This is a genomic window from Thermoleptolyngbya oregonensis NK1-22 (genome assembly GCF_032705245.1).
GTDB lineage: Bacteria > Cyanobacteriota > Cyanobacteriia > Elainellales > Elainellaceae > Thermoleptolyngbya > Thermoleptolyngbya sichuanensis.
The window spans coordinates 3,768,843-3,794,079 of the sequence record NZ_CP053540.1 but is presented as its reverse complement, the minus strand read 5'-3'; the positions used below and the strand labels follow the sequence as shown (position 1 = coordinate 3,794,079).

The window sequence follows — 25,237 nt, the reverse complement described above, 5'->3', positions numbered from 1 at the left end:
CTTGTCTAGACAACCATTCCAGGGTCAACGGTTCAACTCGGTAAGTTATCTTATTTTTCCTTTCTCATGCCTCCGCTGGTTTCGGTCGTCGTCACTGCCTTTAACCAGGCGCGGTTTCTGGAAGATGCCGTGAACAGTGTGCTGCGGCAGGATTACGACAATATCGAGTGCTGGATTATCAACGATGGCTCGACCGATGGCACAGAGGCGATCGCCCAAGGTCTGATGCAGCAAGATACGCGAGTTCATTACCAGTCGCAACCCAACGGCGGCGTATCGGCGGCTCGCAACCTGGGGGCGCGGTGTGCCCGTGGCGAGTGGGTGCAGTTTTTGGATGGGGACGACTGGCTTGCGTCGGATAAGCTATCGCGCCAGCTTGCGGCGGTGGACGGGAAGCACCCCGATCGGCTGGTAATTTACTCCGACTATGAGCGGGTGGAGCGATCGGGACTGCGCCAGCGCTGTGAAATTGGCTCACAGCCTCCAGAAGCCCTGGCGCGGCGATTGCTGATTTGCCCCGATCGCCTGGCCGACACCCCCTTTCCACTGCTGCAACAGGCCATGCTGCTACATCGGTCGGTGCTGGCTCAGTTCTCGTTTGACGAAACCCTGCGGGCCTGCGAGGATCGAGCCTTTGGGCTGGCGCTGCTGCGGGGCGGGGTGCGGTTGGTGTACGTGCCGATGGTGGCGGCGTTTTATCGACAGCATGGGGCAAACCTGACGCAAAACGCCAGGATACTGCGGCAGTCCTACGCAGCGCTATTTCGCTGGGTGGGCGATCGCCATCCTGACCTGCTTCCCGACTGCCAGCGCAGCCTTTATTTCTTACTCGACGCAACCCTGGAGGCTGGAGAATATAACCTGTTTCGAGCGATCGCCCCGCTGGTGCAGTTTTCAAGTCAGGCAGCCCTGCTTGAGGAACCGCTGCGGCTATTGGGCGGAACGCTGCCAGTCCGCTCCCATCAGGACTTGCGGCTGGCCGTAGCGCTGCGACGACTGCTGCCTGCCCGCTGGCTCTATCCCCACCGGCGCGGCCCCAGGCTGCGATCGCTCCTAGCACGATTTGGGAAGTGACAGAATGCTGGAGGGTCGCTCCATCAGCCCACGATTCCCCGCTTTCCCACACCCTCTTTGTCCCTCAGCTTTAGCCACAGCACCGCACCCAGCGTCACCAGCAGCAGCGGCAGCGCGGCATAGTTCACCACGGCCCAGCCGAAGCCGTTGAGCAGGTGTCCTGATAGGAACGTAAAGCCTGCCACCGCGCCAAACATCAGGAAATCGTGGGCGGCTTGCGTTTTTGCTTTTTCGGCGGGCGTATAGGTTTCGGTGAGCAGCGTGGTGGAGCCGACAAACATGAAATTCCAGCCCAGCCCCAGCACCGTGAGCGCAATCAGGAAATGGGGGAGCGTCACGCCGGAGAGGGCGATCGCCACGCTAGCGAGATTCAGCACGACTCCTGCAAGGATAATATTGAGAACGCCAAATCTCGCGATTAGGAATCCGGTGAAGAACGACGGCGCGAACATACCCAAGACGTGCCACTGAATGACGGAGGCCGCTGAATGGAACGAATGATTCATCCCCGTCATGGCAAGCGGTGTGGCCGTCATTAGCAGCGCCATCACGCCATAGCCGACGCTGCTGCCCAAGGCTGCGACGATGAACACAGGCTGTCGCAAAATCTGTGCAAGGCTTCGGCCTTCGGATTTTGAGGGCGATCGCCCTGCTACTGCAATGTCTTTGTGCATGACCGGACGTTGCACAACTGGGAGCCTGATGCCGATCAGCAGCAGCAGGATTAGGACTTGTAGACCCACAATCGACAGCAGCGATCCGGCAAATTCTGCCTGGGCGATCGCATCCTTTGCCACGCTAGCCAGATTGGGGCCCAGCACCGCCGCAATTACGCCGCCCGCCACCACCAGCGAAATCGCCTGCGCCCGAAATGACTCGCTGGCGGCCTCTGCTGCCGCGAACCGATAGAACCCCGAAAACCCGCTAAACACACCCATCAAAACAGTTCCCGCACAAAACAGCGGAAAGCTCCGGATCAGCACCGCCGCCACCGCCAGCCCAATCCCGACGATGCCAATCAGCGTGCCCACTGCAAACCCAAAGCGCCTGCCCCGCCGCTGCATCAGCATCGATGCGGGAATCGTGGCCAGCATCACCGCCACCTGCATCACCGCCAGCGGCAGCGTCGCCAGCGAGGCATCGGCCACCAGCGCCCTGCCCACCAGCGCTGCCACAGTAAACAGCACGGTCATGCTAGTCATGGCGAGGGCCTGACACAGCGCCAGCAACGCTACATTCTGCCTTTCGCGGGTCATCGGCGGTTCATGGCGCATGGACGGATGGCAACCTGAAATGCCGCATTGTCCGCTGAATCCTCAGGCGGCCACTTCCCCCAGTTGGGCTAGTCCTGGGCAAATTGGGGGCGCGTATGTGCAAGCATTACGGAAACCTGAAAACATTGTGTACTGAAAGTTTCCAGCATTGCCCAATGTGCTAAATTCCTCAGCGAAAGGAACTCTTGACATCGAGGAGTGAAACGGTATGGTGCAACGAGTAACGCCGACGGACAAGTTTCTCAGCTACGGCGGATTGGTTGCAGGGGTAGCGGGGCTGCTGGGCACAAGCGTCTTCGCCCCGCTGGCGGCTCAGGCGATCGCCCCATCAACCGACTCCTTGGATGAATCCGGTCTGAAGGAATCGGCAGGTCTGCTGGCTCAAGCTCCAATCGCCCAGGCAACCGATGTCCAGGTTTTCGAGCGGCCCAGCTACGTCAACACCTGTCGCAACAGCGGCGCGAATACGTTAGCCGTTTACACCAGCACCGCCCAGGGCACCGTCGTCCGACAGCTTCAGCCCTACACCCGCATTACGCTGACGGGCGTGCTGGGGGATGGGGTCGTCCAGATTCGTGAACCTGCGGTGGGCTGGGTGCGTTCGGCGACGCTGCTGATCAACTGCGACGCGCGTCCCCCCGTTGACCCTGTGGGCCAGTGCTATCAGGTGACGCAGCCCGAACTGGTGGTGCGCTCGGCTCCCTACGGCACGATTCTGTCTAGCGTGTTGAGTGGCGATCGCATTTACGGCACCAATCCCGTTCAGCGTCAAACAACGGCTGATGGCCGCATCTGGCAGCGCGTCTATTATCGCGGCACAACGAACCTCGGCTGGGTTGCTGAAACCGGAACAGGTGGCATTGGGATCAACTTCGTGCGATGCCCGTAGCGATGCCCGTAGGTTAAACAAGGGTGGGGGGACGGCGTGCATCCTGCGTTTGTAGCCCCCACCCTGAATCCTTCTCCCAAAGAGCGAGGGACTTTAACCCCACTGCCTTATCACCCCGTCACCCTCTCCAGCACTGCCCGCAGCGCGATCGCCATTGGGTCAAGGCTATACCGGGCTACGCAGCGATCGCGGGCCCGCTGTCCCTTGTGCGTTGCTTCATCGGGATGGGCCAGGATGTGCCGAAGCTGGGCAGCAAGCTGGGCAGGCGAGTCGGGGTCTGCCAAATAGCCCGTGTCGCCCAGGATATCGGGAATATCGCCAACGCGAGTCGCGAGGACGGGCTTGCCCATCGCCATGCCGTCGGTCAGCTTCAGCGGAAACTGGGCGCGGGCGATCGCCGTGTCGCGCTGGGGCACGACGACCACATCGGCGGCCGCCAGCACGGCGGGCATTTCCGCTAACGGCGTTTTGGGCAGCGAGATCATCCACCGACCCCAGCGCGATCGCAACTGCTCATCATAGTCGTCATAAGGGTTGCCGCCCACGATTACCAGCCGCGCCGCAGGGTGGTTCAATTCTTCTAGCGCCAGGAGCAAGTCTTCTAGCCCTTTGTGCGGACGCGGCGCACCGGGAAACATCAGCACCCAAACGTCCGACAGTCCGAGCCGCCGACGGCTGGCCGCCGCATCCTGTCGCGCTGGGTCAAACAGGGACGTATCTTTGCCGTTGGGCAGATATACGCCGCCAAACCGCCGCTGCAAAAAGGTGGTGTCCACCGTCAGTCCGTCGGCCCAGGGCACGGCCCGCTCTAGCCAGCGAAGGTAAAGGGGATGATCGGGCGATCGCAACGCCCCACCCGGTTTCAGCAGATCTCGCGCTAATTGCCGGGGGCCAGGTCGATAGCGCCAGTCGTCGCCACCGTGCCAGCTTAGCTCCCAGTCGTCCATGTCCAACAGCAGCGGCCGCCGCACTTGCAGCCGTCGCAGCAGCCCCAGTCCAAAGCTAGTGGGCTTGGGCTTCACGGCATAAAGGACATCGCCCGTCAGGTGGGACAAAACCCGCCGCGCCGTGCCCAAGATCGCGGGATAGCTTGCACCCGGAAACGCCAGCACCTCCATCCCGCCAGGCGGCTCCGTATACAGCGCCTCGCCAAACTGGAAGCCGACCAACTGCACGCCACAGCCCAGGGTTTGCAACACCTGCGCCAGCAACAACGCCCGCACTGCCCCGCCCCCCGACCAGTCGCTGACCACCAGCGACACGCTCAGTTCAGACAGCGGAGGGCGCGGAGGCATCGGCAGGGCTGCTTAAAACGGCGCGACAGGCTTCTACGCTGTCTCGGCGCTCCATCGCGGCCACCAGTCGGTCATAGGCAGCGCGATGAGTTTCCAACATATTTTTTGCCTGGAGCGTGGCCCAGCGTTCCTTGAGGGCCGCTTCGGCGGGCGATCGCCGCAAGGCATTCCACAGCGCATACAGCGTCTGGCGATCGTTGCCGCCGCCCTCGGCATTGCCATAGACCAGCGTTTCCGCCGCAATCCCCGCCATCCAGACGGTACAGTAGCGATCGATTTGCTGGGCCGACAGTTTACCCTGCGACAGTTCTGCGTCTAGCTGGGTCGTATCAAAGCTCACGCCGCCCGCGCCGGGTTGCCCCTGCCGCAGCGCTTCCCAGGCGCTCAGCGTGTAGCCCGTGATGGGAATGTCGAGATGGTGCGCCACCAGAAAATGCCCCGCCTCATGCCGCAGCACCCGCGCCCGGTGTTCGGGCGAAAAGCCCGCTACCCAGTCCAGCAGCAGCGTCCCGCCCCGTCCCTGCCAAGTCAGCGTGTCTAGCGTCGCCGCACCCAGCAGCCCTCCAGCGGCGATCGCCGTCACCAGCGGCGACACATGAATCACTGGCCCCAGCAGGCTCAGCATCGTAAACGCAAAGACCGTAACCGCGATCAGGTTCAGCGCAGACTGATTCATGAACACTCAAGCAAGCAAACAACAACCGGAGGCAGCAATAATTCACCCTCCCTTTCCCATCATCGCATCATCCCCCTTCGTTCTTGCCTCTTCGTTCTTCGTTCTTCGTTCTTCCCTCTTCCCCCTTCCCTCTTCCCCTCAGCTCCAAACCACCCCACCCCCACCACATCCCTCCATCCCGGAAAACACCGCCTGCGAAGCCCGCCATGTCTCAAGCTGACGGCGATATTGCACCAACTGGGCGCGATATTCTGGCGAAATGCTGGGAGAGCCAATCATTGGGCCAATCACTCGCAGTGCCTCGGCCCAGTCGTTGCTGCAAATCGACCCCTGAAACGCGGCATAGAGCTGCTCAAAGCTAATGTCTTGGGCTTCGGGCGCAAAGACGATGGTGCGCTCAGCGGGCTGATCCGACCAGATGGGCTGGGCGCTGCTCTGGCAACTGGGCAGGTTGGCGTAGACCGCTCGCACGGCCCGCAAGTCTTCAAGCTGGCGGCGATATTCGACCAATTGCTGACGCGATTCTGGTGTGATGCCTGCCGAGGCGATAAGAGGGGCGATCGCCCTGAGTGCCCCGTTCCAGTCGTTGCTGCACACCGACAGTTGCAGGTTGCGATACAGTTCCTCAGCCCGCAGGTTGACAGGCGACTGTGCCGCCTCTGCCGCCTCGCCCAGCGCCCCCACGGCCAGCGCCGGAGCCACCATCGTCAGGGAATAGATTGCTTTTTTCATGCCACGCTCATCCAGAAGCTTTGAGAAAGTTGAATCGGACATCCGTCCAAATATCTCAACTTCCACCAGGGCGATCGCGCATCCGGAAGAAGCATGAGCGACTCCTTACAACAGCCCCCCTCGGACATCAGCCCGATTGGTGAAGCAGCAAGCGGGTATGTGGCAGTTTATCCGTCTGCATCAAGCAAGTGCCCCGTAGAACAAGACTTAAATCTTTACTAGATTCCTGTGGATCTGGATGATTTGTTTAGAATCCTGATGGTGATTCTTGTGCTTGAATACTTGTGCTTGAATAAACGAGGGATTTTTTAGCGGGATGTAGCCCTGATGAAAGCGATCGCCATTTACCACAACAAAGGTGGAGTCGGAAAAACCACCACGGCTGTTAACCTGGCTGCTGCCTTTACCAATAAGGGCAAGAAGGTATTGCTGGTGGATATTGATGCCCAGGCCAACTCCACCTTTGCGACGGGCCTGATCAAGTTTCAGTTTGAAGAAGAGGACAACCTCAAAGACCGAAATATTTTTCACATCATTAGCGCCGGGGATTTCAACTTCATTCCGGAAATTGTCCGTCGCTCCAATGGGTTCAACACGCCAGAAATCGATGTCATTCCTTCACACATTACGCTAATCGATGAACAACAGCGCCTGACTCGCATTGCCGCCAGTCGTCTCCGCCTGAATATGAAGCTCCAGCAAGTAGAAGACGACTACGACATTGTGATTATTGATGCGCCGCCCTCCCGTGACCTCTACGCAGAAATTGCGCTAATTGCGGCTGATTATTTGATTATTCCGTCTGATTTGAAGCCCTTTGCGAACCAGGGCTTGAACAATGTCAAGAACTTCGTCAGTGAGGTAAATGAAACACGGTCTAGCATCGGCAAGAAGCCACTCAATGTCTTAGGGGTTTTGCCTTCTAAGGTGTTAACGAATAATCGTTACTTGGAGCATGTCTTTCCCCGGCAGCGGGAAGCGGTGGTGCAGCGGTATGGGCTGCCGCTGCTAGATACCGTCATCTATGAGCGGATCGCCTTGTCTAACTGCGTGAACAATACCTTGACGATGGGAAACCTAGAGATTCCAGACCCCAAGTCTATTTTTGAATTTGATGCAGATTCCGAGTCGGTGAAGGAGTTCAGGAACCTTTCCTACGAAGTGATGCAAAAAATTGGGGACTAGGGGATGAGCGAATATTATCTGGTGGATGTCAAAAGTATTACCTCGAAGGTGCCCCGCTCTCAGTTTGCTGTAGATGAAATCGAAGCGCTGGCTAAGAGCATTTTGGCGGCGGGTGGTTTGCTGTCTCCCATTCTGCTGAAGCAGACGGGGGCAGAAAGCTATGAGGTGCTAGCGGGCGATCGCGAGTATTATGCCGCTGTGCGGGCCCGAGAAATCAACCCCCGCGAAGCCGAGATGGTGAATGCGTTTGTGGTGCCGGAGGAGGTGTCAGACGCTGCGGTTGAACAATTTGAACAATCTAGAGCGCTGCATCCGTCTCCGCCTTCAGTGCCCAGCCCCGACACGCAAACGCCTACCCTTGCCTCTTTTAGCTATATGGATCAACGAGTCACTAATCTAGAAGCGCGACTGGATGCTGCAATTCAAGACATAAAACAAACCCAGCAGCGAGACATACAGCGATTGGAACAACACCTCCAGGCACTCCAGCAGCAGATTCCTCAGAGGGTAGAGCCGCTGGAAACCTTCAATACCGCCTCTCCAGCAACCCTGATGCAGAAGCTGGCGATCGCTGGTATTCGAGGTAAAACGGCTGACACACTCATCAAAAACATTGAAAAAGCTCGTGCCAAAGCGCCCTTCACCTCATTTTCGGATGTGGTCAAACGGGTCGAGAAGCTGGGCGATAAGCGAATGCTGAGCATTCTAGATGCATGGAACAGAGTCTTCTAAGGGAGAATGGATTCAGCCTTCCCCTCATAGTTTTTTTGTTAGCTAGGAGGTGCTGATAGCTGGCAGCTATCTCGAAGAATAGTGCTGCTCTATCCAAATTCTGACTTCGCGTTCGGAAGCGCAAGTGATTTTAGATTGAGTGTGCGGATCGTAGATTTGCCAGAGGCTTGAGCCAGTCTTTTGCGGAATTTCTCGAATGATTGGCTCTGAGCTTCCTGATAAGTGATTAACCCAACTTGAAACCAGTTCTAACCAACGATTTTGAGTTGAACGATTCGGATTTTCGAGATGAGATGCGGCGCTGATCGAAGGAGCCTGGGATGAGGAAGTGGGAGAAGCTTCAGAAATATTCATACGGCTTGGAGAAGGGAAAGGGGTTCACAGTTCCAAGCTTCGCTAATTCAAAGTCATTTGATAAGGTACAGATTTTCAAACTTTAACTGGTACAGTTATTGGAGACCGAAAACCGTACTACCTGTTTTGAGCCAAACTGTACCGGGTGAAAACGGGGGCGATCGCCTATAGTGCATCTATAGTGCTTTCGTAGCGGTTATTTTGCGCCGCTCTGCGCCTGTGAAAATTCCCCTCGATCGGCGATCGCCCCAGCCCGTCTACCTACAAATTCGCCAGCGCATCCATCGCCTGATTCAGTCGGGAACGCTGCAACCGGGCGATCGCCTGCCCTCCATCCGCAGCCTGGCCGAAGCAGCCCAGGTCAACAAGCTCACGGTTATCGAAGCCTACAGCGTGCTAGAAGCAGACGGACTGATCTACGCCCGCCCTGGCTCTGGCTATTTCGTTAGCGAACCGTCCGTCACCTCGCCGATTCCGCCGTCCCGCTTTGCCCCCTCTCAGGAAGTCATTATTCCTGACCAGGGCGAAATGTCTTACTTCGACATTTACATGGCCTCCGTGTCGGCGCTGCATCAGGATGGCGTGACGGTCTTCAGTTCCGGCTTTCCCCACCCCCACGACACAGACATTCTCCAGCGGGTGGCTCGTCGCGCCTTTAAGGAGATGGGGGCGCTGCTGTTTAACTATGACCTGCCGCAGGGACAATATCCCTTGCGAAAGCAAATTGCTCAACTGCTGGTGCAAAAGGGGCTAGATGCCTCGCCCGACCAGTTGATTGTCACCAATGGGTCTATGCAGGGACTATCGCTGGTGATGCAGGAAATTGTGCAGCCCGGTGACTGGGTCATTGTAGAAAGCCCGACTTTTCACGGCGCGTTGGCGGTTCTTCAGCAGCTTGGCGCACGGGTGATCGGCATTCCCATGACTCGCGACGGCATGAACCTCGACCTGCTAGCGCAATACCTCCACAGCCATCGTCCCCGGCTGATTTATACCATCAGCACGCTGCACAACCCGACGGGCATCACCACTGACCTCGCCCATCGCCAGCAGTTGCTCGACCTGGCCCGCCGCTACGATTGCCGCATTCTGGAAGACAACGCCTACGAAGGGCTGAACTTTGACCCCGTGCCGCCACCCATCAAGGCGCTGGATCAAGACGACCTTGTGATTTATGCAGGAACGTTTACCAAGACGCTGATGCCCGGTCTGCGGGTGGGCTATCTGGTCGCGACGGGGGATGACTATGGACGACTGCGGGAGCGCAAGATGCTGCATGACCTGTGTGTGTCTACGGCTTCGCAGGCGATTGTCAGCGAGTATTTGGCGACGGGCTACTATCGCCGCCATTTGGCGCAGTTGTGTACGCGCAATCTTCAGGGGCGTGGTGTCATGCTGAAGGCATTGGAGCAATACTTTCCTGCCGAGGCTTCCTGGACAGTGCCCACGGGGGGGCTGTTTCTCTGGGTGAAGTTGCCAGATCGCCTGCCGATGCAGTTGGTATGCAGCGAGGCAGCGGCCGAGGGCATTTTGGTCACACCCGGTTCTGCATTTTTCCCAAATTTGCAGGGCTACCCGGCAATGCGGCTGAATTTTTCCTTTGATGCAGAGGTAATTGAGCGGGGAATGGCAATCCTTGGACGCATCATGAAACGCCACTTGTCCACCTGAGCGGAACATTTCGGCGCAGTTTGGGCAACTCCGGCACTTTTGGAGCGCGATCGCCCGCCTTCTCCCCAAACCAAGCCGCCCTTAAAATGGAACAGTCACTATCCCTGGATAGCTCGCCCAAGATCCCCCAATCCAAAATCTGTAGGAGTTACGCAGTTGGACGATTTCTCGCGGGCGCAGCCCGCGAGAAATCGTCCAAAACTCAGAGAACTTAATCGCAAGTGCGTAAGTCCTAATCCAAAAACTAAAATCCAAAATCAGCAGCGCTACACCGGGAGAACAGCGATGGTTCAAATTCCTGAGAAATCCACCGTCATCTATCCCGAAACCGATGGGGAACCGATGGCAAACAACACAGAGCAGTTCACTTGGATTGTCACCATCAAGGAAAACCTGGAACTGCTGTTTGCAGACGATCCTAACGTGTTTGTGGCGGGCGACCTGCTGTGGTATCCCGTCGAAGGCGACAATACACTGCGTCAGGCTCCCGATGCGATGGTGGTGTTTGGGCGACCCAAAGGTCGGCGCGGCTGCTATCTTCAGTGGCGCGAAGCAAATCTGCCGCCTCAGGTGGTCTTTGAGATTTTATCGCCGGGGAATACGCTTAAAGAAATGGCGAAAAAGTTTCGCTTTTACGAGCAATACGGCGTGGAGGAGTATTACCTCTACGACCCGGACAAGATTGACTTGAGCGGATGGCTGCGATCGCCCGCCGGACGGCTCGACGTGATCGAGGAGATGGACGGCTGGGTTAGTCCGCGCTTGCAGATTCGGTTTGAACCCAGCGAGTCGGGCTCGCAGATTTTTCGCCCAGATGGGCAACCTTTTCTGACGTTTGTAGAACTGGAGATGCTACGACTTCAGGCCCAGCAGCAGGCCGAACAGGCCCAGCAGCAGGCCGAACAGGCCCAGCAGCGGGCTGAGCAGGCAGAGCGCCGCGCAGAACGACTTGCCGAGCGCTTGCGGGCCCTCGGCATTGATCCAGAATCTATTTAATAGCAATTAACAGCGGGTAGTGCCTTTTAGTAAAGGATGGAGGGAAAGATAGCCTCTTCCCGTTCTGCTGGCTTCTCTTTGACACGGCGATTGTAGTCATGAATAAACATCCAAATCGCACCGATTTGATTCTCAATCTTTTTGGAAAAGAACAACGTCTTCCTCACCAACCGAGAAATTCGCTGCCTCAGGGTGTTGTTCAGTCGTTCAATGTAGCTTGTCAAGTTGACATAAGCCTGGAGCCAGCGAGCCGAAACCTTGGCAGCCCTGGCGATACCCGCTAACGGAATTTTCTCCAACAGCAGTAGATCAACGAAAGATTGAGTGTCCTTGTCTGTCGGCTTCCACTGGGGGTTCTCGACAAACTGGCGCTTGCAGTCCCAGCACTTGTAGTTTTGCTAACCGCGCCGAGTGGTGCCGTTCTTGGAGATGTCATGGGACCCATAGGTTGGACAGGTCATCTCGATAGTTGTGGAGTCTACTCCCTCAAGCTCTCAAAATGCGATGGCGTTACTTTTGCTCTCGATCCTTTACGTTAATCCACTACCAATCTCAGATCTTTTCTGGAGAATAACGCCTGCTCAAATCGAGTGAATTTTTAATAACTTCTGCAACGGTTTTGCGTCCCAGCTTTGTTGCAAAACACACCAAATGATGACATTTCTACGCCAGATCTGACAACATCCTTAAGACCTGCACCTTCACCCAAAAGCCTGTTAGAAAATGCCAGTTGCATCTAGAAGCGTAGTCAACACCTGCGTCTAGATAAAACTTCACGTTTCGCCTTCAGGTCGTCGCCATGAACCAGCACGCTTTGTCCGCTGAGCCGCTCCATGTTTTGAATCACCTGCCCGATCGCCAGGGACTCTATGATCCGCAGTTTGAGCATGATGCCTGCGGTGTGGGCTTTGTGGTGCAGATGAAGGGGCAAAAATCCCACGACATTATTGAGCAAGCGCTGACGATTTTAATCAATCTGGATCACCGGGGCGCGTGTGGCTGCGAGAGCAATACGGGCGACGGCGCGGGAATTTTAATGCAAATTCCCCACAAGTTTTTGGAGAAAGTGGCAGCAGTCGAAGGCATTGCGCTGCCTGAACTGGGGCAGTATGGCGTGGGCATGACCTACACCTCGCCCGATCCAGAGCAGCGGCGGCGGGGAGAGGCGATCGCCGCTCAGATCATTGCCGAAGAAGGGCAAACGCTGCTGGGCTGGCGCGACGTGCCGACGGATAATTCATCCCTGGGCAACACCGCAAAGGCCAGCGAACCGTTTATGCGGCAACTGTTCATTCAGCGATCGCCCGATTTGACCGATGATCTGGCGTTCGAGCGCAAGCTATTTGTCATTCGCAAGCGCGTTCACAAAGCCATTCGCACTGCTGGTATCGATCCGTTCTGGTATCAGGCCAGCTTGTCGTGCCGCACGCTGGTCTATAAAGGGATGCTGATGCCGGAGCAGGTAGGCAAATACTATCCCGACCTGCATGATCCAGACATGGAGAGTGCGCTGGGTCTGGTGCATTCGCGCTTTAGTACCAACACGTTCCCAAGCTGGGAGCGATCGCACCCCTATCGCTACATCGCCCACAACGGCGAAATCAATACCCTGCGCGGCAACATCAACTGGATGCACGCCCGTCAAGCCTTGTTTGAGTCCGACCTGTTTGGGGATGACCTGAAAAAAGTCCCTAACCTGATCAACATCAACGGCAGTGACTCCGGAATCTTTGACAATACGCTGGAACTGCTGACCTTGGCCGGGCGATCGCTCCCCCACGCCGTCATGATGATGATTCCAGAACCCTGGACGGCCCACGAGTCCATGAGCCAGGACAAAAAGGCGTTTTACGAATACCACGCCTGCCTGATGGAACCCTGGGATGGCCCCGCCTCTATTGCCTTTACCGACGGCACGATGATGGGCGCAGTGCTGGATCGCAACGGGCTGCGTCCCTCCCGCTACTACGTCACGCACGATGACTTGGTGATCATGGCCTCGGAAGCGGGCGTGCTGCCCATCGAGCCAGAGCGCGTCGCCCACAAGGGTCGCCTCCAGCCCGGCCGCATGTTTCTGGTAGACATGAACCAGGGCCGCATCATTGCCGACGACGAGCTAAAGCAGCAAATCGTCACCCAGCAGCCCTACCGCGAGTGGCTGGATCGGTATCTGGTGGATCTGGCCAGTTTGCCCTCTGCAACCGAATCCCCCGCTGCTCTCCCTGCTGACCTCACTCGTCTGCAAACTGCCTTTGGCTACACCTTTGAAGACCTGCGGATGCTGCTGCTGCCGATGGCGCGGGACGGAGTGGAGGCGGTGGGCGCAATGGGCACGGATACGCCGCTATCGGTGCTGAGCGATCGCCCCAAGCTGCTCTACACCTACTTCAAGCAGTTGTTTGCCCAGGTAACGAATCCGCCCATCGACTCGATTCGTGAGGAAATCATTACCTCGGCTGAAACCACCATTGGTTCCGAGCGCAACCTGCTGGAACCCGTGCCGGAAAGCTGCCAGATGATCAAGCTGAAAACGCCGATTCTGACGAATGCGGAACTGGCAAAGCTCAAGGCGCAAGCAGACGGGCCGTTCCGCTCGGCCACGCTGCCGATGGTGTTTGACGCGCAGGCGGGCGCGGCCGGGCTGGAGCAGGCATTGGACGCGCTGTTTGCGGCGGCGGATGGGGCGATCGCCGCTGGAGCCAGTATTTTAATCCTGAGCGATCGCTCCGTCAGTGAAACTCAGGCCCCCATCCCGGCGCTGCTGGCAGTGGCGGGGCTGCACCACCACCTGATTCGCCAGGGCACGCGCACCCGCTGCGGCATCGTGCTGGAGTCGGGCGAACCTCGTGAGGTGCATCACTTTGCGACGCTGATCGGCTATGGCTGCGGCGCGATTAATCCCTATCTGGCGTTTGCGACCCTCCAGGGCATGATCGACGACGGGCTGCTGGTGGATGTAGACTACGCCACGGCCTGCAAAAATTACGTCAAGTCTGCCACCAAGGGCGTGATCAAAGTCGCGTCAAAAATTGGCATTTCCACCATCCAGAGCTATCGCGGGGCGCAGATTTTTGAGGCGATCGGGCTAAATCGTGCTGTGGTAGATCGCTACTTTAGCTGGACGGCTTCGCGTATCGAAGGCGTAGGCTTAGAGGTCATCGCTCAGGAAGCGATTTTGCGGCATCATCACGCCTTTGCAGAACGGACGACGGATAACGAAACGCTCGATGTTGGCGGCGAATATCAATGGCGAAAGGAGGGCGAAGCGCACCTGTTTAGCCCGCTGACGATTCACACGCTGCAACGGGCCGTGCGTGAGGGCAACTACGAGTTGTTCAAGCAGTATTCCGCCCTGGTGAATGAGCAAAATCAGCAATACTTCACGCTGCGTGGATTGCTGCAATTCAAGCCACGGCAGCCCGTGCCGATTGAGGAAGTGGAACCTGTGGAGGCGATTCTCCGGCGCTTCAAGACGGGCGCAATGAGCTACGGCTCCATTTCCAAGGAGGCGCACGAAACGCTGGCGATCGCCATGAACCGCATCGGCGGCAAGTCCAACACGGGCGAGGGCGGCGAAGACCCCGACCGCTATACCTGGACAAACGAGCGCGGCGATTCCAAAAACAGCGCCATTAAACAGGTGGCTTCGGGTCGCTTTGGCGTGACCAGTCTCTACCTGTCCCAGGCTAAGGAAATCCAGATCAAGATGGCTCAGGGCGCAAAACCGGGCGAGGGCGGGCAGCTTCCCGGCAAGAAGGTCTATCCCTGGATTGCCAAGGTGCGCCACTCCACCCCCGGTGTGGGGCTGATCTCGCCGCCGCCGCACCACGATATCTACTCCATCGAAGACCTGGCGGAACTGATCCACGACCTGAAAAATGCCAACCGCGAGGCCCGCATCAGCGTCAAGCTTGTGTCCGAAGTGGGCGTGGGCACGATCGCGGCAGGCGTGTCCAAGGCCCATGCCGATGTGGTGCTGATTTCTGGCTTCGACGGCGGCACGGGCGCATCGCCCCAGACCTCCATCAAGCACGCGGGCTTGCCGTGGGAACTGGGGCTGGCGGAAACCCATCAGACGCTGGTGCTAAACAACCTGCGATCGCGCATTGTGGTGGAAACCGACGGGCAGATGAAGACGGGTCGGGATGTGGTCATTGCTGCCCTGCTGGGAGCCGAGGAGTTTGGCTTTGCTACTGCGCCGCTGGTGACGCTGGGCTGCATCATGATGCGGGCCTGCCACCTCAACACCTGCCCGGTGGGGATTGCCACCCAAGACCCGCAGTTGCGCGAAAAGTTCACAGGCGACCCCCAGCACACGGTCAACTTCATGACCTTCATCGCCCAGGAAGTGCGGGAAATCATGGCGGAACTGGGCTTCCGCACGCTGAACGAAATGGTCGGACGGACGGATGTGCTGGAACCGCAGCAAGCCGTTGACCACTGGAAAGCCAGGGGGCTGGATTTCTCCAAGATCCTCTATCAGCCAGAAGTGGGGCCGGAAGTCGGGCGCTATTGCCAGATGCCGCAGGATCATGGGTTGGAAAAATCTCTCGACCTGACGATGCTGCTGGATCTCTGCCAGCCCGCCATCGAGCGGGGCGAACCCGTCCGCGCTACGCTGCCGATCAAAAACGTGAACCGCGTGGTCGGCACGATCCTCGGCAACGAAATCACCAAGCGCCATTGGGAAGGGCTGCCGGACGACACTGTGCATCTGCATTTCCAGGGCAGCGCAGGTCAGAGCCTCGGTGCGTTTGTGCCGCGCGGCGTGACGCTGGAACTGGAGGGCGACGCGAATGATTACCTGGGCAAGGGCCTCAGCGGCGGCAAGATTATTGTCTATCCACCTGCTGGTTCAACGTTTGTGGCGGAAGAAAACATTATCGTCGGGAATGTGGCGCTCTATGGAGCGACCGCTGGCGAACTGTATGCGCGGGGCATCGCGGGCGAACGCTTTGCCGTCCGCAACTCCGGCGTGACGGCGGTGGTGGAGGGCGTGGGCGACCACGGCTGCGAATACATGACGGGTGGCAAGGTGGTCGTGCTGGGCAGCACCGGGCGCAACTTCGCCGCAGGCATGAGCGGCGGCGTGGCCTACGTGCTAGACGAAGCGGGCGATTTTGCGACCCGCTGCAACACGGCAATGGTGGGGCTGGAAACCCTGGAGGACGCTGAAGAAATTAGCGACCTGCGCCAGTTGATTCAGCAGCACGCCGACTATACCCAGAGCGCCGTAGCTCAGCGGGTGCTGGCGGATTGGGACAACACTGTGCCGAAGTTCGTCAAGGTGATGCCCAATGACTATAAGCGCGTGCTGGAGGCGATCGCCGCTGCCCTGTCTTCTGGCCTCAGTGGCGACGATGCCCTGGCCGCCGCCTTCGAGCAAAACGCCCGCGATGTGGCCCGCGTGGGTGGCAGCTAAACCTTCTCTTTTGGGGTGGGTGCTACTCACCCCAAAAGGGGGCTAGGAACCGCTGGAGGCACTGGAAAGGACTGTAATCAGGGCGTTAACCGCTGGACTCAAATTAGAAAGAACGATGACAGAAGCTGTTGCAATGATGATCGTTGTCGCCATTCGCACCATGCCATCAGTTCCCTTCTGATAGACATCAAACTTGTAGTCCAGCTTTTCAAACTGGTTTTCCAGTTGTTCAAGCCGATTGTCAAGCTGCTCAAACTTTTGATTCACGTCATCTCGAAACAGAATGAATTCGTCTCGAAACTGAACCAGGGCATCTCGAATATCGCTATTGCTTGGATTATCCGGGACTTGCATGATTTCATTGCTGCGCTAGACCTAGCCTAACTCATTCCCTCAAAAGATCTAATCCGTCAAAACACCACTATGGGCAAACCAACCGGCTTTATCGAATTTCTCCGCGAAGCACCCACCGAACGCGAACCGGGCGATCGCATTCGCGACTGGAACGAGTTTCATAACCCCATGCCGGAGGAGCGGCTCCGCACCCAAGGGGCCCGCTGTATGGACTGCGGCATTCCCTTTTGCCATACGGGAATGCTGGTCAGCGGCATGGCCAGCGGCTGCCCCATCAACAATCTGATTCCCGAATGGAATGACCTGGTGTATCGCGGGCTGTGGCGCGAAGCCCTCGATCGCCTCCACAAGACCAACAATTTTCCTGAATTCACGGGGCGTGTCTGTCCTGCTCCCTGTGAGGGTTCCTGCGTGCTGGGCATCAACAATCCGCCCGTCACCATCAAAAACATCGAGTATTCCATCATCGAAAAGGGCTGGGAAGAAGGCTGGATCACGCCCAAGCCGCCCGCCCACCGCACCGGGAAAAAGGTGGCGATCGTTGGCTCTGGCCCGGCTGGACTGGCCGCCGCCGACCAGCTTAACCGCGCTGGCCACTGGGTGACAGTGTTTGAGCGGGCCGATCGCCCCGGTGGGCTGCTGATGTACGGCATCCCCAACATGAAGCTGGATAAGGAAAAGATCGTGCGGCGGCGGCTGGATCTGCTGGAAGCCGAGGGCATCGAGTTTGTCTGCAATACGGAAATCGGCAAAGACCTACCTGCTGAAGCGCTGCTGAAGGACTATGACGCGGTGCTGCTCTGCACAGGCGCAACGAAACCGCGCGATCTGCCGATTGAAGGGCGGAACCTGAATGGGATTCACTTTGCAATGGAGTTTCTCACGGAAAATACCCGTGCTGTTCTCGACAAACAACCCGGCAAAGACTACATTTCCGCAGCCGGAAAGGACGTGGTGATTATCGGCGGCGGGGACACGGGAACCGATTGTGTGGGAACGTCGATTCGCCACGGCTGTAACAGCCTGGTGCAGCTTGAGATCATGCCCAAACCCCCACAGGAACGCGCCGCCAACAACCCCTGGCCGGAATGGCCCAAGGTCTACAAAATGGACTATGGACAGGAGGAGGCGGCGGCCATGTTTGGGGCGGACCCACGCACGTATCTCACCACCACTACGAAGTTTGAAGGGGATGAAAACGGGAACGTAAAAGCGATTCATATTACGCAGGTGGAATGGACAAAGAACGACAAGGGTCAGTTTATTCCCCAACCCATCCCCGGCACGGAAAAAGTGCTGCCTGCCCAACTGGTGCTGCTGGCAATGGGATTTCTGGGGCCAGAGCAACCGCTGCTCGACTCCCTGGGCATCGAGCGTGATCCCCGTAGCAACATCAAAGCTGCCCACGGTCAGTTCACCACCAGCATTCCTGGCGTGTTTGCCGCAGGCGACTGTCGGCGCGGACAGAGCCTAATTGTCTGGGCGATCAACGAAGGGCGCGGCGCAGCGCGGGAGTGCGATCGCTACTTGATGGGCAGCACCGATCTACCGTGAAGCAGTAAAGCAGGAGAGGTCAGGCAGCTTAACGCCCGCAGCCTCTCCTGCTCCGCCTCCCCGCACTACTCACCAACCCACCAATTCCTATGAACACTCCCTCCCCTCGCACGGTCTATCACAACCTCCGTCTGCTGGAACAGGTCAACGCTGCCACCAGCGCCGTCTATCGCCAGCTTGCTCAGGAAGTCATTGCTGATCCGAACGTGGATCTGGCCTGGCGACAGGCGATCGCCAATCGGCTGCATCAGGCGAATCACCAGCTTGGGCAAAAAACCGTGAGTAAAGGCGACAGCTACTAGCCTGCGAAAGATTACGCAGTTGGACGATTTCTCGCGGGCTGCACCCGCGAGAAATCGTCCAAACCCCAGAAAACTTAATCGCAAGTTCGTAAGTCCTGAATGAGATGATGGGATCAGAAAATCAGGCAGGGGGAGAATGATGAGAGCCGTGTTCTGTTTCGTTGGGATGCCAATACTTCAGCACTCCGTCCCCCTGTCATCGCCTCTCCCCGTCGCCTCCTCCCTCCATCTGCCCCTCTCCACTCGCCGCCCGCGCATTGCGCCGCATCATCTCCGGCTTGATTCGCCGCAGCGCAGAAGCCGTCGTGCGATCGCCCCATTCTTCGTCCGAGATCTCGGCTAGTTCCGCCAGCGTCGGGTTGACGTGCCAGGGATAGGGATGAAACTCGGTCACGTCCGTCGGTTGGGCGAAGCGCTGATTCCAGGGGCATACGTCCTGGCAGATGTCGCAGCCTGCCACCCAGCCATCGAGCTTGTCGGCAATATCGTTGGGCAGTTCTGCGGCGCGATTTTCGATGGTGTGGTAGGCAATGCAGCGATTGGCATCGACCACAAAAGGTTCCACAATTGCGCCCGTGGGACAGGCCTCGATGCAGCGAGTGCAGCTTCCGCAGTGCTGCGTGTGGGGCGTATCGGCTGGCAGCGGCAGATTCGTCAGCACCTCACCCAAAAACACCCAGGAACCATACTCACGGGTAATCAGGTTGCTGTTTTTGGCAATCCAGCCTAGCCCGGCCCGCTCCGCCCAGACTTTATCTTGTATCGGGCCCGTATCAGCATAAAAGCGCGTCTGAATCCCGTCGCCCTGGGCCTCCAGCCAGCGACACAGCGCCTTTAGCTTTTTGTGCAAGACACGGTGATAGTCGCGCCCCCAGGCGTAGCGCGAGATTTTGGCCACTCCCGGCGCAGTTGACCGCATCTGATTCACGTAATAATTTAGCGCCACGCAGATCACAGACTGCACCTCCGGCAGGAGCTGCCGCACGTCCTGTCGTCGGGGGTTCGCCATCCACGCCATATCCGCGTGATAGCTCTGCGCCAGCCAGCGGTTCAGCCCCGCCGATTCCGCTGCGACAGTTGCGACAGAAGCAATGCCGACTTTGTGAAACCCCAACTCCAGCGCGGTCTGTTTCACCTGCACTGACGATACGGGTCTAGAACTAAGGGGCCTCACCTGGATCTAAACATCAAAACTCACTTTTATTGGGCATCGAGGCTAGAAAAGGTTGCTGCTGGCAAGTTGGGAACCAGAACTACGGTATCACCTTCAGTCTGAATTTCGTAGAACACTCGGCTCTCTCTAGAGGCGCAGCACAGCGGATCGCTGGGTTCGTAGCGATTAAACTGGGCACTCAGTCCGTCTGCACCAGACAAATCCACGCTAAAGACGCTGCCATCCGTTCGGGAGTCCATCAGGATGGGCGACAGCGTGCCCACAAACGCACCTTTGTTAAACACAAACACCTGATAGCGGAGGGGGCGACACATCCCGTCAGCGTTGGCCATGCCTGTGATTACGGTTGTATCGTTGAAAACCTGAGCGGCTCCGGTCAGCGTCCAGCCCGCAGCCTCCACCAGCGCATCTTCGGGCAGCGTTGCCTGTCGAAATGATTGCGTACAATACTCCAGGTTGCTACCGCCCTCTGGCTGGGGAGCAGTGGGGACAGCACCAGGCTGGTTCCAGTTAGGCATATTTTCGTCCAGCCAGGAGCCGCTGGGGTCGGGTGGAGGGGTTTGGGCGATTCGCGAAGCGATCCCTGCGGGAATCCCCCCCGATAGCCCAGTCACCCAAGCCAGAAATACAGCGCTAAAAAGGGAAGTAGAACGACGCATAGGGTTAGTTTTTACAAGAATTTACTTACAAGAATTTTCAAAGGGAGTTTGAACGGAAATTAAGCAGGAATCTGATGTCAGCTAAGACGACAGCGGCATGAAAGCTGGCTTTGCTGATGTCGATACCTAAACCAATCGTGGATGTCATCGGAGCACTCCTGAGGGAGGGGCGATTGCACTCCCGGTGCTATCCGTGTCGATCCGGGTTGGTTCATGACGCTGAACACCCGTTATATTGTCCAGTCTGCCGTTGGCAATCTAAACTGAGGGCAGGAGGCTCTTTAATCTAGGCAGCGAGCTTTGAGCTTGAGGGCGTGTCCAGAGTCACTCCTGCTACTTCCATCCAAAATACAAGGGCGTGTTTTAAAGCCCTTCGATCCCCCCTAGCCCCCCTTAAAACCTTAAGAAGGGGGGAACTGAGCCGAACCACTCCGGAAGTCTCCCTTATTTCTAGCGAAGCGGCGCGTAAGCGCGGGGATTTAGGGGATCGACTCAAGGCAATCAACGACCTAGAAAGTTTTAAGACACTGCCTAGTGGGTTGCGCTGCCTACAGGCTGATTTTCGGGATGGGGGGTGGAAAGCTGTCCCCCTGGCTCATGCTCGACTACGAACACGTTGGAGTAAAGGTTAGCAATGATCTGTTGCCCCTGCTGTGTCAGTGAAAGATACTTTAGACCATCTTTCACATAGGGATAGACTCCGTTCCAATAGAACTTAGGATAGTTTGCCCGTAGGTCACCCGGATGGCGATAGCCCAAGGCCTTATTTACGCCTGTTTCTTCAAACTCGTAGTAGAGCGCCCCAATTTTTTTGAGATAGCGGGGATCGCTTAACTGACCAATTAAATCCGCAGCCCGCACCAACCCCGGATAGTGTATCGTATCCTGGTGATCGTCGTCGTGGGGCACCGGGAAGCGGGTTAGCTCGATGTTGCGCTTTACAATAGCGGAGTCGATCTTTTGGTTGCCGCCAAACCGCTCATCAATAAACAGCTTGGCACGATCGACGTGGTAAGGCGTGAGGGCTGCATCGGACGATCCTGGCGGTAGGCTGATCATTTCGCCGTTTTGCCCAGTGGCATACCAGCCTTCGCGATCGCTCCGACAGACCCCTTTCACGTAGCCAATATCGTGGCACACCAGCGACACGATGAAATGCAGCCAGTCATCGGGTGAAACACCACCCTCGCGGATGTGTTTGCCACGCAGAATTTCCTGGCCCACCAGCGTCACCAAGATTGTGTGTTCGACGTTGTGATAAAGTGCGTCGCTGTTGGCAATGTTCTCCAGCGCCATTGCCCCGACCCAGCCGATAATATCTTCATAGCCAGCATTGAGACCGCCATAGGTATGGTGATATCCCTCTTTGAGCTTGGTCACAAAGTCAGAAATTAGGAGTTCAGTAGCGTTAAACATTGCGAATCGCTCACAGCGCTACAAGACAGCAGGAAGAAAGGCAACAGCGATAAAGACAACAGAACACTAAGTATTCGGAAAGTATTCGGACAGGAGGCAACCTAGAAACTGTTAGGTTCAGAGTACCCACTTCTACGATATAGATACCGTAGCGTACCTAGCGGCAGATGGGGGTGAGATGGAGCAGCCGGGGCGATCGCTCGCATCACTGGCATTGTGATCTGAGATCACGTCTTGCAGATGAGAGGTCGTACCCCTTAACCCGCGCCCGCGGCACTCCCTCCGTTCCCCAATGCTCAATAGCCGCAAGCACAGATGTTGCTCCCGTCTCCATTAATCAACCCTTTATTCAAAATAGACGAATAGAGTGAGGTCAGCGAGCAATTTCCACTCTATTTTCAACTATTTTTTAGAATAGGAGGAATTACCTTGAGAAATAGCCGCAATCTGTTCTGTTTAGTCTGATTAGACTGAATTTATGATGATTTGTTGCATGGGCGATCGCTCATTTTGATAGCACTCGCTCATACAAACTCATCTATTTGTAAACAGCCTCTCCTTGTAAACAAGCTCCCCCATCGCCTGATCAGGGGTCAGAATGCTATCCTAGAAGTCTCTAAAAATGCGGGTGTAGTTCAGTGGTAGAACGTCAGCTTCCCAAGCTGAATGTCGTGGGTTCGAGTCCCATCACCCGCTTATAACCTAAAAGCCCTGAAGCTGAAGAGTTCCAGGGCTTTTGGGTCTTTCAGAGAAAGGGCGAAAATGGTTCATGCGTTCTAAATTACTGTCTAAGATTGGAGCATGATTGGGTATTATCCAAAGAGCCTGTATCCAAACCTGCATTCAAAAGAGTTAGCGCCATGAATCAACTGCGATCGCCAGCAATTTCACGCTCCCCTGTCGGCAGGCTTGTGCGGTCTCGGCGAGCAGTCCTCGGCTTTTTGGGCGGCGTTGCGGGTACGGCGGTGTTTGGGTGTTCCCGTCAGACGGAGGGGTTGCCGCCCGTTGCGTCTTCTAGCTTGGCGCAGGCAGATGACCTGCTCGATTGCATTGTGCGGCCCCAGCAGACGGCAGGGCCCTTCTTTGTCGATACGCAGCTCAATCGGGCTGATCTTCGCACTGACCCTGCCACAGGGCAGATCAGTGCGGGAGTGCCGTTGGGGCTGCTTTTTCAGGTCTTTCAGGTGGAAAGCTTTCAGCCGGAAGGCCCCCGCAGGTGTGTGCCGCTGCCCAATGCTGTGGTGGATGTTTGGCAGTGTGATGCAGCGGGCGTATATTCTGGCGTGCGCGATCGCCGGTCAGACACCACAGGTCAGGCCTTTCTACGGGGCTACCGGCGGACTGATCAAAACGGTGTGGCTGAGTTCCTGACTATCTATCCGGGTTGGTATCCTGGCAGAGCCGTTCATATTCACTTCAAGATTCGCACCGGGTCTCCTTCAGGGGCGATCGCCCCAAGCAGCTATGAGTTTACCTCCCAGCTTTACTTTGACGATGCCCTGACCGATCGAATTCATCGCCAAACGCCTTACACAGCCAGGGGGCAGCGGGCCCAGCGGAATCATCAAGATGCGATCTTCCAGTTTGGCGGAGCGCAACTCCTGCTGCCTGTAGCGCAGACCGATCGGGGGTATTTCGGCAGATTTGGGATTGGGTTAGAGATGGGCTAAACCAGAGCTAAACTAGGGCTAAACTAGGGCGGGTAGGGCGATCGCATCTCTGCAATAGCTGGCTAGATGGGGCGATCGGTAGCCGTCCTGCGTCCACAGGATGGGGAAGAAGGATTCATCCAGGGTACTGTCGTTAATCCGCTTGTAGCGACCATAGATATAGCCGGGGGGAACGTCGCTAAACCGTGCTTCAGAACTGATCGTGTGAATGCCCAAGCTGCGGCGCGGGGTGGTTTCACTCAGGTTTTTGCCAGAGCCGTGCCACAATAGCCCGTGGTGGAAGGCGCAGCCCCCGGCGGGGATTGTCAGGGGCACAATGTCTGGCTCGCTGACTCCGGCTGCTTTTGCGGTTTCCAGCATGGCCCAGCGATAGTCTTTTTGGGGCGCATGAAACTCTCCCGCGACCTCAAGCAAGGGCCAGCGGTGAGACCCTCGCACATACTGAAGCGTGCCCGTTTCCAGGCTCACATCATCCAGCGCAATCCAGCAGGTGACCATTTCGGCGGGCGTGAGATAGTTGATGTAGGCTCCGTCCTGATGCAGGGCAATCTCCTTGCCGCCACCGGGTGGTTTGTGCCAGAGGCTATCCTGACCGATGCGTGCCCCTGGCCAGCCCGCCAGTTGGGCGCTGATGCGGCCGACCTCTGCTGATAGAGCGACACTGGCAATCGTGCGATCGCTCTTCCACGCATTGCAAATTTCGCGGGTCACGTCTGGCAGGCTCAGCCCTGGTCGCCAGTGCCACTCGTCGGGGTAGACTGTCGTTTCAAATTCACCCCGAAACAGCGGCTCGATGCGATCGCGCAACTGCTGCACTAGCTCCAGATCGATAAACTGCTCCAGAATGATAAACCCGTCTGTCTGGAACCGTTGAATGTCGTCCTCAGTAATCTGAAGGGGAGAATAAGCCATACCGCAGAAAGTCCGAGTGAAACGTGGGGAAATCGAGCCTGTTTGGATAACCAGCAGGACAGGCCCCCGGCATCGAGGGCCACTGTAGCGCTGCCCGCCCACTCTATTTGTGAAATTCGCTACGGTCTAGGGGGGCCAAGTTCCGCACAATGGGGTGCGTCTGTTTATGCAGGATTATGGAATTTTCAACGCTAACGCCGGGGCAGCTTACGATTGCCGCCAGTGATTTTGATGCTCGCCCGATGAGCTACCTTGAAAACGGCGAGCGGCTGGGGTATGAACCCGCTGTGGCCCGGGCGGTGTGTGCCAAGCTGGGGCTGGTGCCCGTGTGGCAAAATTTGCCCATGTCTGAGTTTTATTCCACACTGCACGCGGGTCAGTGTGATGTGGTGTGGTTCAACCAGGCGGTGACGGCAGAGCGCCTCAGCCACAGCCGCTTTACCCGGCCCTACGGAATCTATGATGAAGCGGTGATCGTGCGGGCCGATAGCCCCATCCACACGGCGGCTGATCTCCGGGGAATGAAGTTGGGCGGGCTGGCGGATAGCACAAACCTGGCGCTGGGGGAGCAATTTGCCGACGTGACGCTGGTGCCGTTTCCGGGGAGCGATCAGGTGTTGCCGGAGATGCTGGCGGCGCTGCGGGCGGGCGAAATTGACGCATTAGTGGATGATGAACTGGTGCTGATCACGGCGGCCGAGGCTGACCCGTCGCTGCGGCTGGCGTTTACGGTGGAAACGCGGCATCCATTTGCGATCGCCCTCCGACCGACCGACGAAGACCTGCGACAGGCGCTGGATCAGACCCTAGAGGCGCTGCTTAGCGACGGCACGCTGGCAGAGCTATGGAGCCAGTGGATTCCCTGGCGACCATTTCCGTTTGTGTAGCGGGGGCTG

21 protein-coding genes, 1 tRNA gene and 1 pseudogene are annotated in these 25,237 nt (G+C 57.3%); 12 read left to right on the top strand and 11 right to left on the bottom strand.

Features of this window, described 5'->3' with window-relative positions; translation table 11 throughout:
* The first annotated feature begins 66 nt into the window (after nt 1-66).
* Nucleotides 67-1,074, top strand: a complete 1,008-nt coding sequence (locus HNI00_RS16035; RefSeq protein WP_316787564.1) for a glycosyltransferase — start codon at nt 67-69, stop codon at nt 1,072-1,074.
* A gap of 23 nt (nt 1,075-1,097) precedes the next feature.
* On the opposite strand, the gene HNI00_RS16030 is transcribed toward HNI00_RS16035, so the two are convergent.
* Nucleotides 1,098-2,348: an MFS transporter gene (locus tag HNI00_RS16030; protein WP_316787563.1), complete on the bottom strand. Its 1,251-nt coding sequence runs from the start codon at nt 2,346-2,348 to the stop codon at nt 1,098-1,100.
* A 208-nt stretch (nt 2,349-2,556) separates the two neighbouring features.
* Here HNI00_RS16030 and HNI00_RS16025 point away from each other — a divergent pair, with 208 nt between their 5' ends.
* Complete coding sequence (locus tag HNI00_RS16025) at nt 2,557-3,237, top strand: hypothetical protein (RefSeq protein ID WP_316787562.1); 681 nt, start codon at nt 2,557-2,559, stop codon at nt 3,235-3,237.
* 110 nt (nt 3,238-3,347) lie between these two features.
* On the opposite strand, the gene HNI00_RS16020 is transcribed toward HNI00_RS16025, so the two are convergent.
* From HNI00_RS16020 to HNI00_RS16010, 3 genes are all read right to left on the bottom strand, one after another.
* Complete coding sequence (locus HNI00_RS16020) at nt 3,348-4,532, bottom strand: glycosyltransferase family 4 protein (protein ID WP_316787561.1); 1,185 nt, start codon at nt 4,530-4,532, stop codon at nt 3,348-3,350.
* On the bottom strand, nt 4,507-5,208 hold the full coding sequence (locus HNI00_RS16015; protein WP_316787560.1) for an ATP-dependent Zn protease: 702 nt from the start codon (nt 5,206-5,208) through the stop codon (nt 4,507-4,509). The genes HNI00_RS16020 and HNI00_RS16015 overlap by 26 nt, the downstream gene beginning before the upstream one ends.
* Before the next feature lie 138 nt (nt 5,209-5,346).
* Nucleotides 5,347-5,940: a hypothetical protein gene (locus tag HNI00_RS16010; RefSeq protein ID WP_205371067.1), complete on the bottom strand. Its 594-nt coding sequence runs from the start codon at nt 5,938-5,940 to the stop codon at nt 5,347-5,349.
* Between the two features lie 327 nt (nt 5,941-6,267).
* Between HNI00_RS16010 and HNI00_RS16005 the strand changes: the two genes are divergently transcribed.
* Nucleotides 6,268-7,125: a ParA family protein gene (locus HNI00_RS16005; protein WP_316787559.1), complete on the top strand. Its 858-nt coding sequence runs from the start codon at nt 6,268-6,270 to the stop codon at nt 7,123-7,125.
* 3 nt (nt 7,126-7,128) lie between these two features.
* Nucleotides 7,129-7,857, top strand: coding sequence for a ParB N-terminal domain-containing protein (locus HNI00_RS16000; RefSeq protein WP_316787558.1), 729 nt, complete (start codon nt 7,129-7,131; stop codon nt 7,855-7,857).
* A gap of 66 nt (nt 7,858-7,923) precedes the next feature.
* Here HNI00_RS16000 and HNI00_RS15995 read toward each other — a convergent pair whose 3' ends face one another.
* Nucleotides 7,924-8,211 (bottom strand): hypothetical protein, encoded by a 288-nt coding sequence (locus tag HNI00_RS15995; protein ID WP_316787557.1) that lies wholly within the window; start codon nt 8,209-8,211, stop codon nt 7,924-7,926.
* A gap of 219 nt (nt 8,212-8,430) precedes the next feature.
* Here HNI00_RS15995 and HNI00_RS15990 point away from each other — a divergent pair, with 219 nt between their 5' ends.
* On the top strand, nt 8,431-9,882 hold the full coding sequence (locus tag HNI00_RS15990; RefSeq protein WP_316787556.1) for an aminotransferase-like domain-containing protein: 1,452 nt from the start codon (nt 8,431-8,433) through the stop codon (nt 9,880-9,882).
* A gap of 285 nt (nt 9,883-10,167) precedes the next feature.
* Nucleotides 10,168-10,878: a Uma2 family endonuclease gene (locus HNI00_RS15985; RefSeq protein ID WP_316787555.1), complete on the top strand. Its 711-nt coding sequence runs from the start codon at nt 10,168-10,170 to the stop codon at nt 10,876-10,878.
* Nucleotides 10,879-10,904: 26 nt separating this feature from the next.
* Here the strand turns inward: HNI00_RS15985 and HNI00_RS15980 are convergent.
* Nucleotides 10,905-11,339: pseudogene (locus HNI00_RS15980) on the bottom strand (IS1 family transposase).
* A gap of 338 nt (nt 11,340-11,677) precedes the next feature.
* Between HNI00_RS15980 and gltB the strand changes: the two are divergent.
* Nucleotides 11,678-16,300 carry a glutamate synthase large subunit gene (gene gltB / locus HNI00_RS15975; protein WP_316787554.1) on the top strand — a complete coding sequence of 1,541 codons (4,623 nt, stop codon included), beginning with the start codon at nt 11,678-11,680 and terminating at the stop codon, nt 16,298-16,300.
* 42 nt (nt 16,301-16,342) lie between these two features.
* Here the strand turns inward: gltB and HNI00_RS15970 are convergent, their stop codons facing one another.
* On the bottom strand, nt 16,343-16,654 hold the full coding sequence (locus tag HNI00_RS15970; protein WP_316787553.1) for a ssr2422 family thylakoid membrane protein: 312 nt from the start codon (nt 16,652-16,654) through the stop codon (nt 16,343-16,345).
* Nucleotides 16,655-16,723: 69 nt separating this feature from the next.
* Here HNI00_RS15970 and gltD point away from each other — a divergent pair, with 69 nt between their 5' ends.
* Both gltD and HNI00_RS15960 read left to right on the top strand, forming a co-directional pair.
* A complete protein-coding gene (gene gltD, locus HNI00_RS15965; protein ID WP_316787552.1) occupies nt 16,724-18,208 on the top strand; it encodes a glutamate synthase small subunit in 1,485 nt (494 codons plus the stop codon).
* A gap of 89 nt (nt 18,209-18,297) precedes the next feature.
* The gene (locus HNI00_RS15960; RefSeq protein ID WP_316787551.1) at nt 18,298-18,510 is read left to right on the top strand and encodes a hypothetical protein; all 213 of its coding nucleotides are present in this window, start codon (nt 18,298-18,300) and stop codon (nt 18,508-18,510) included.
* 196 nt (nt 18,511-18,706) lie between these two features.
* On the opposite strand, the gene queG is transcribed toward HNI00_RS15960, so the two are convergent.
* The 3 genes from queG to HNI00_RS15945 all read right to left on the bottom strand — a co-directional run bounded on the left by queG (nt 18,707) and on the right by HNI00_RS15945 (nt 21,759).
* On the bottom strand, nt 18,707-19,651 hold the full coding sequence (gene queG, locus HNI00_RS15955) for a tRNA epoxyqueuosine(34) reductase QueG (RefSeq protein WP_316787550.1): 945 nt from the start codon (nt 19,649-19,651) through the stop codon (nt 18,707-18,709).
* 59 nt (nt 19,652-19,710) lie between these two features.
* Nucleotides 19,711-20,343 (bottom strand): LppP/LprE family lipoprotein, encoded by a 633-nt coding sequence (locus tag HNI00_RS15950; protein WP_316787549.1) that lies wholly within the window; start codon nt 20,341-20,343, stop codon nt 19,711-19,713.
* A 531-nt stretch (nt 20,344-20,874) separates the two neighbouring features.
* On the bottom strand, nt 20,875-21,759 hold the full coding sequence (locus HNI00_RS15945; protein ID WP_172358289.1) for an Npun_R2479 family HD domain-containing metalloprotein: 885 nt from the start codon (nt 21,757-21,759) through the stop codon (nt 20,875-20,877).
* 624 nt (nt 21,760-22,383) lie between these two features.
* On the opposite strand from HNI00_RS15945, the gene HNI00_RS15940 reads away from it, so the two are divergent.
* A tRNA-Gly gene (locus HNI00_RS15940) sits at nt 22,384-22,455 on the top strand.
* Between the two features lie 164 nt (nt 22,456-22,619).
* Nucleotides 22,620-23,429, top strand: a complete 810-nt coding sequence (locus HNI00_RS15935; protein ID WP_316787548.1) for an intradiol ring-cleavage dioxygenase — start codon at nt 22,620-22,622, stop codon at nt 23,427-23,429.
* An 18-nt stretch (nt 23,430-23,447) separates the two neighbouring features.
* Here the strand turns inward: HNI00_RS15935 and HNI00_RS15930 are convergent, their stop codons facing one another.
* Nucleotides 23,448-24,341, bottom strand: a complete 894-nt coding sequence (locus HNI00_RS15930; protein WP_297079561.1) for a phytanoyl-CoA dioxygenase family protein — start codon at nt 24,339-24,341, stop codon at nt 23,448-23,450.
* A 176-nt stretch (nt 24,342-24,517) separates the two neighbouring features.
* Here HNI00_RS15930 and HNI00_RS15925 point away from each other — a divergent pair, with 176 nt between their 5' ends.
* Nucleotides 24,518-25,228, top strand: a complete 711-nt coding sequence (locus HNI00_RS15925) for a substrate-binding periplasmic protein (protein WP_316787547.1) — start codon at nt 24,518-24,520, stop codon at nt 25,226-25,228.
* Nucleotides 25,229-25,237: the final 9 nt, after the last annotated feature.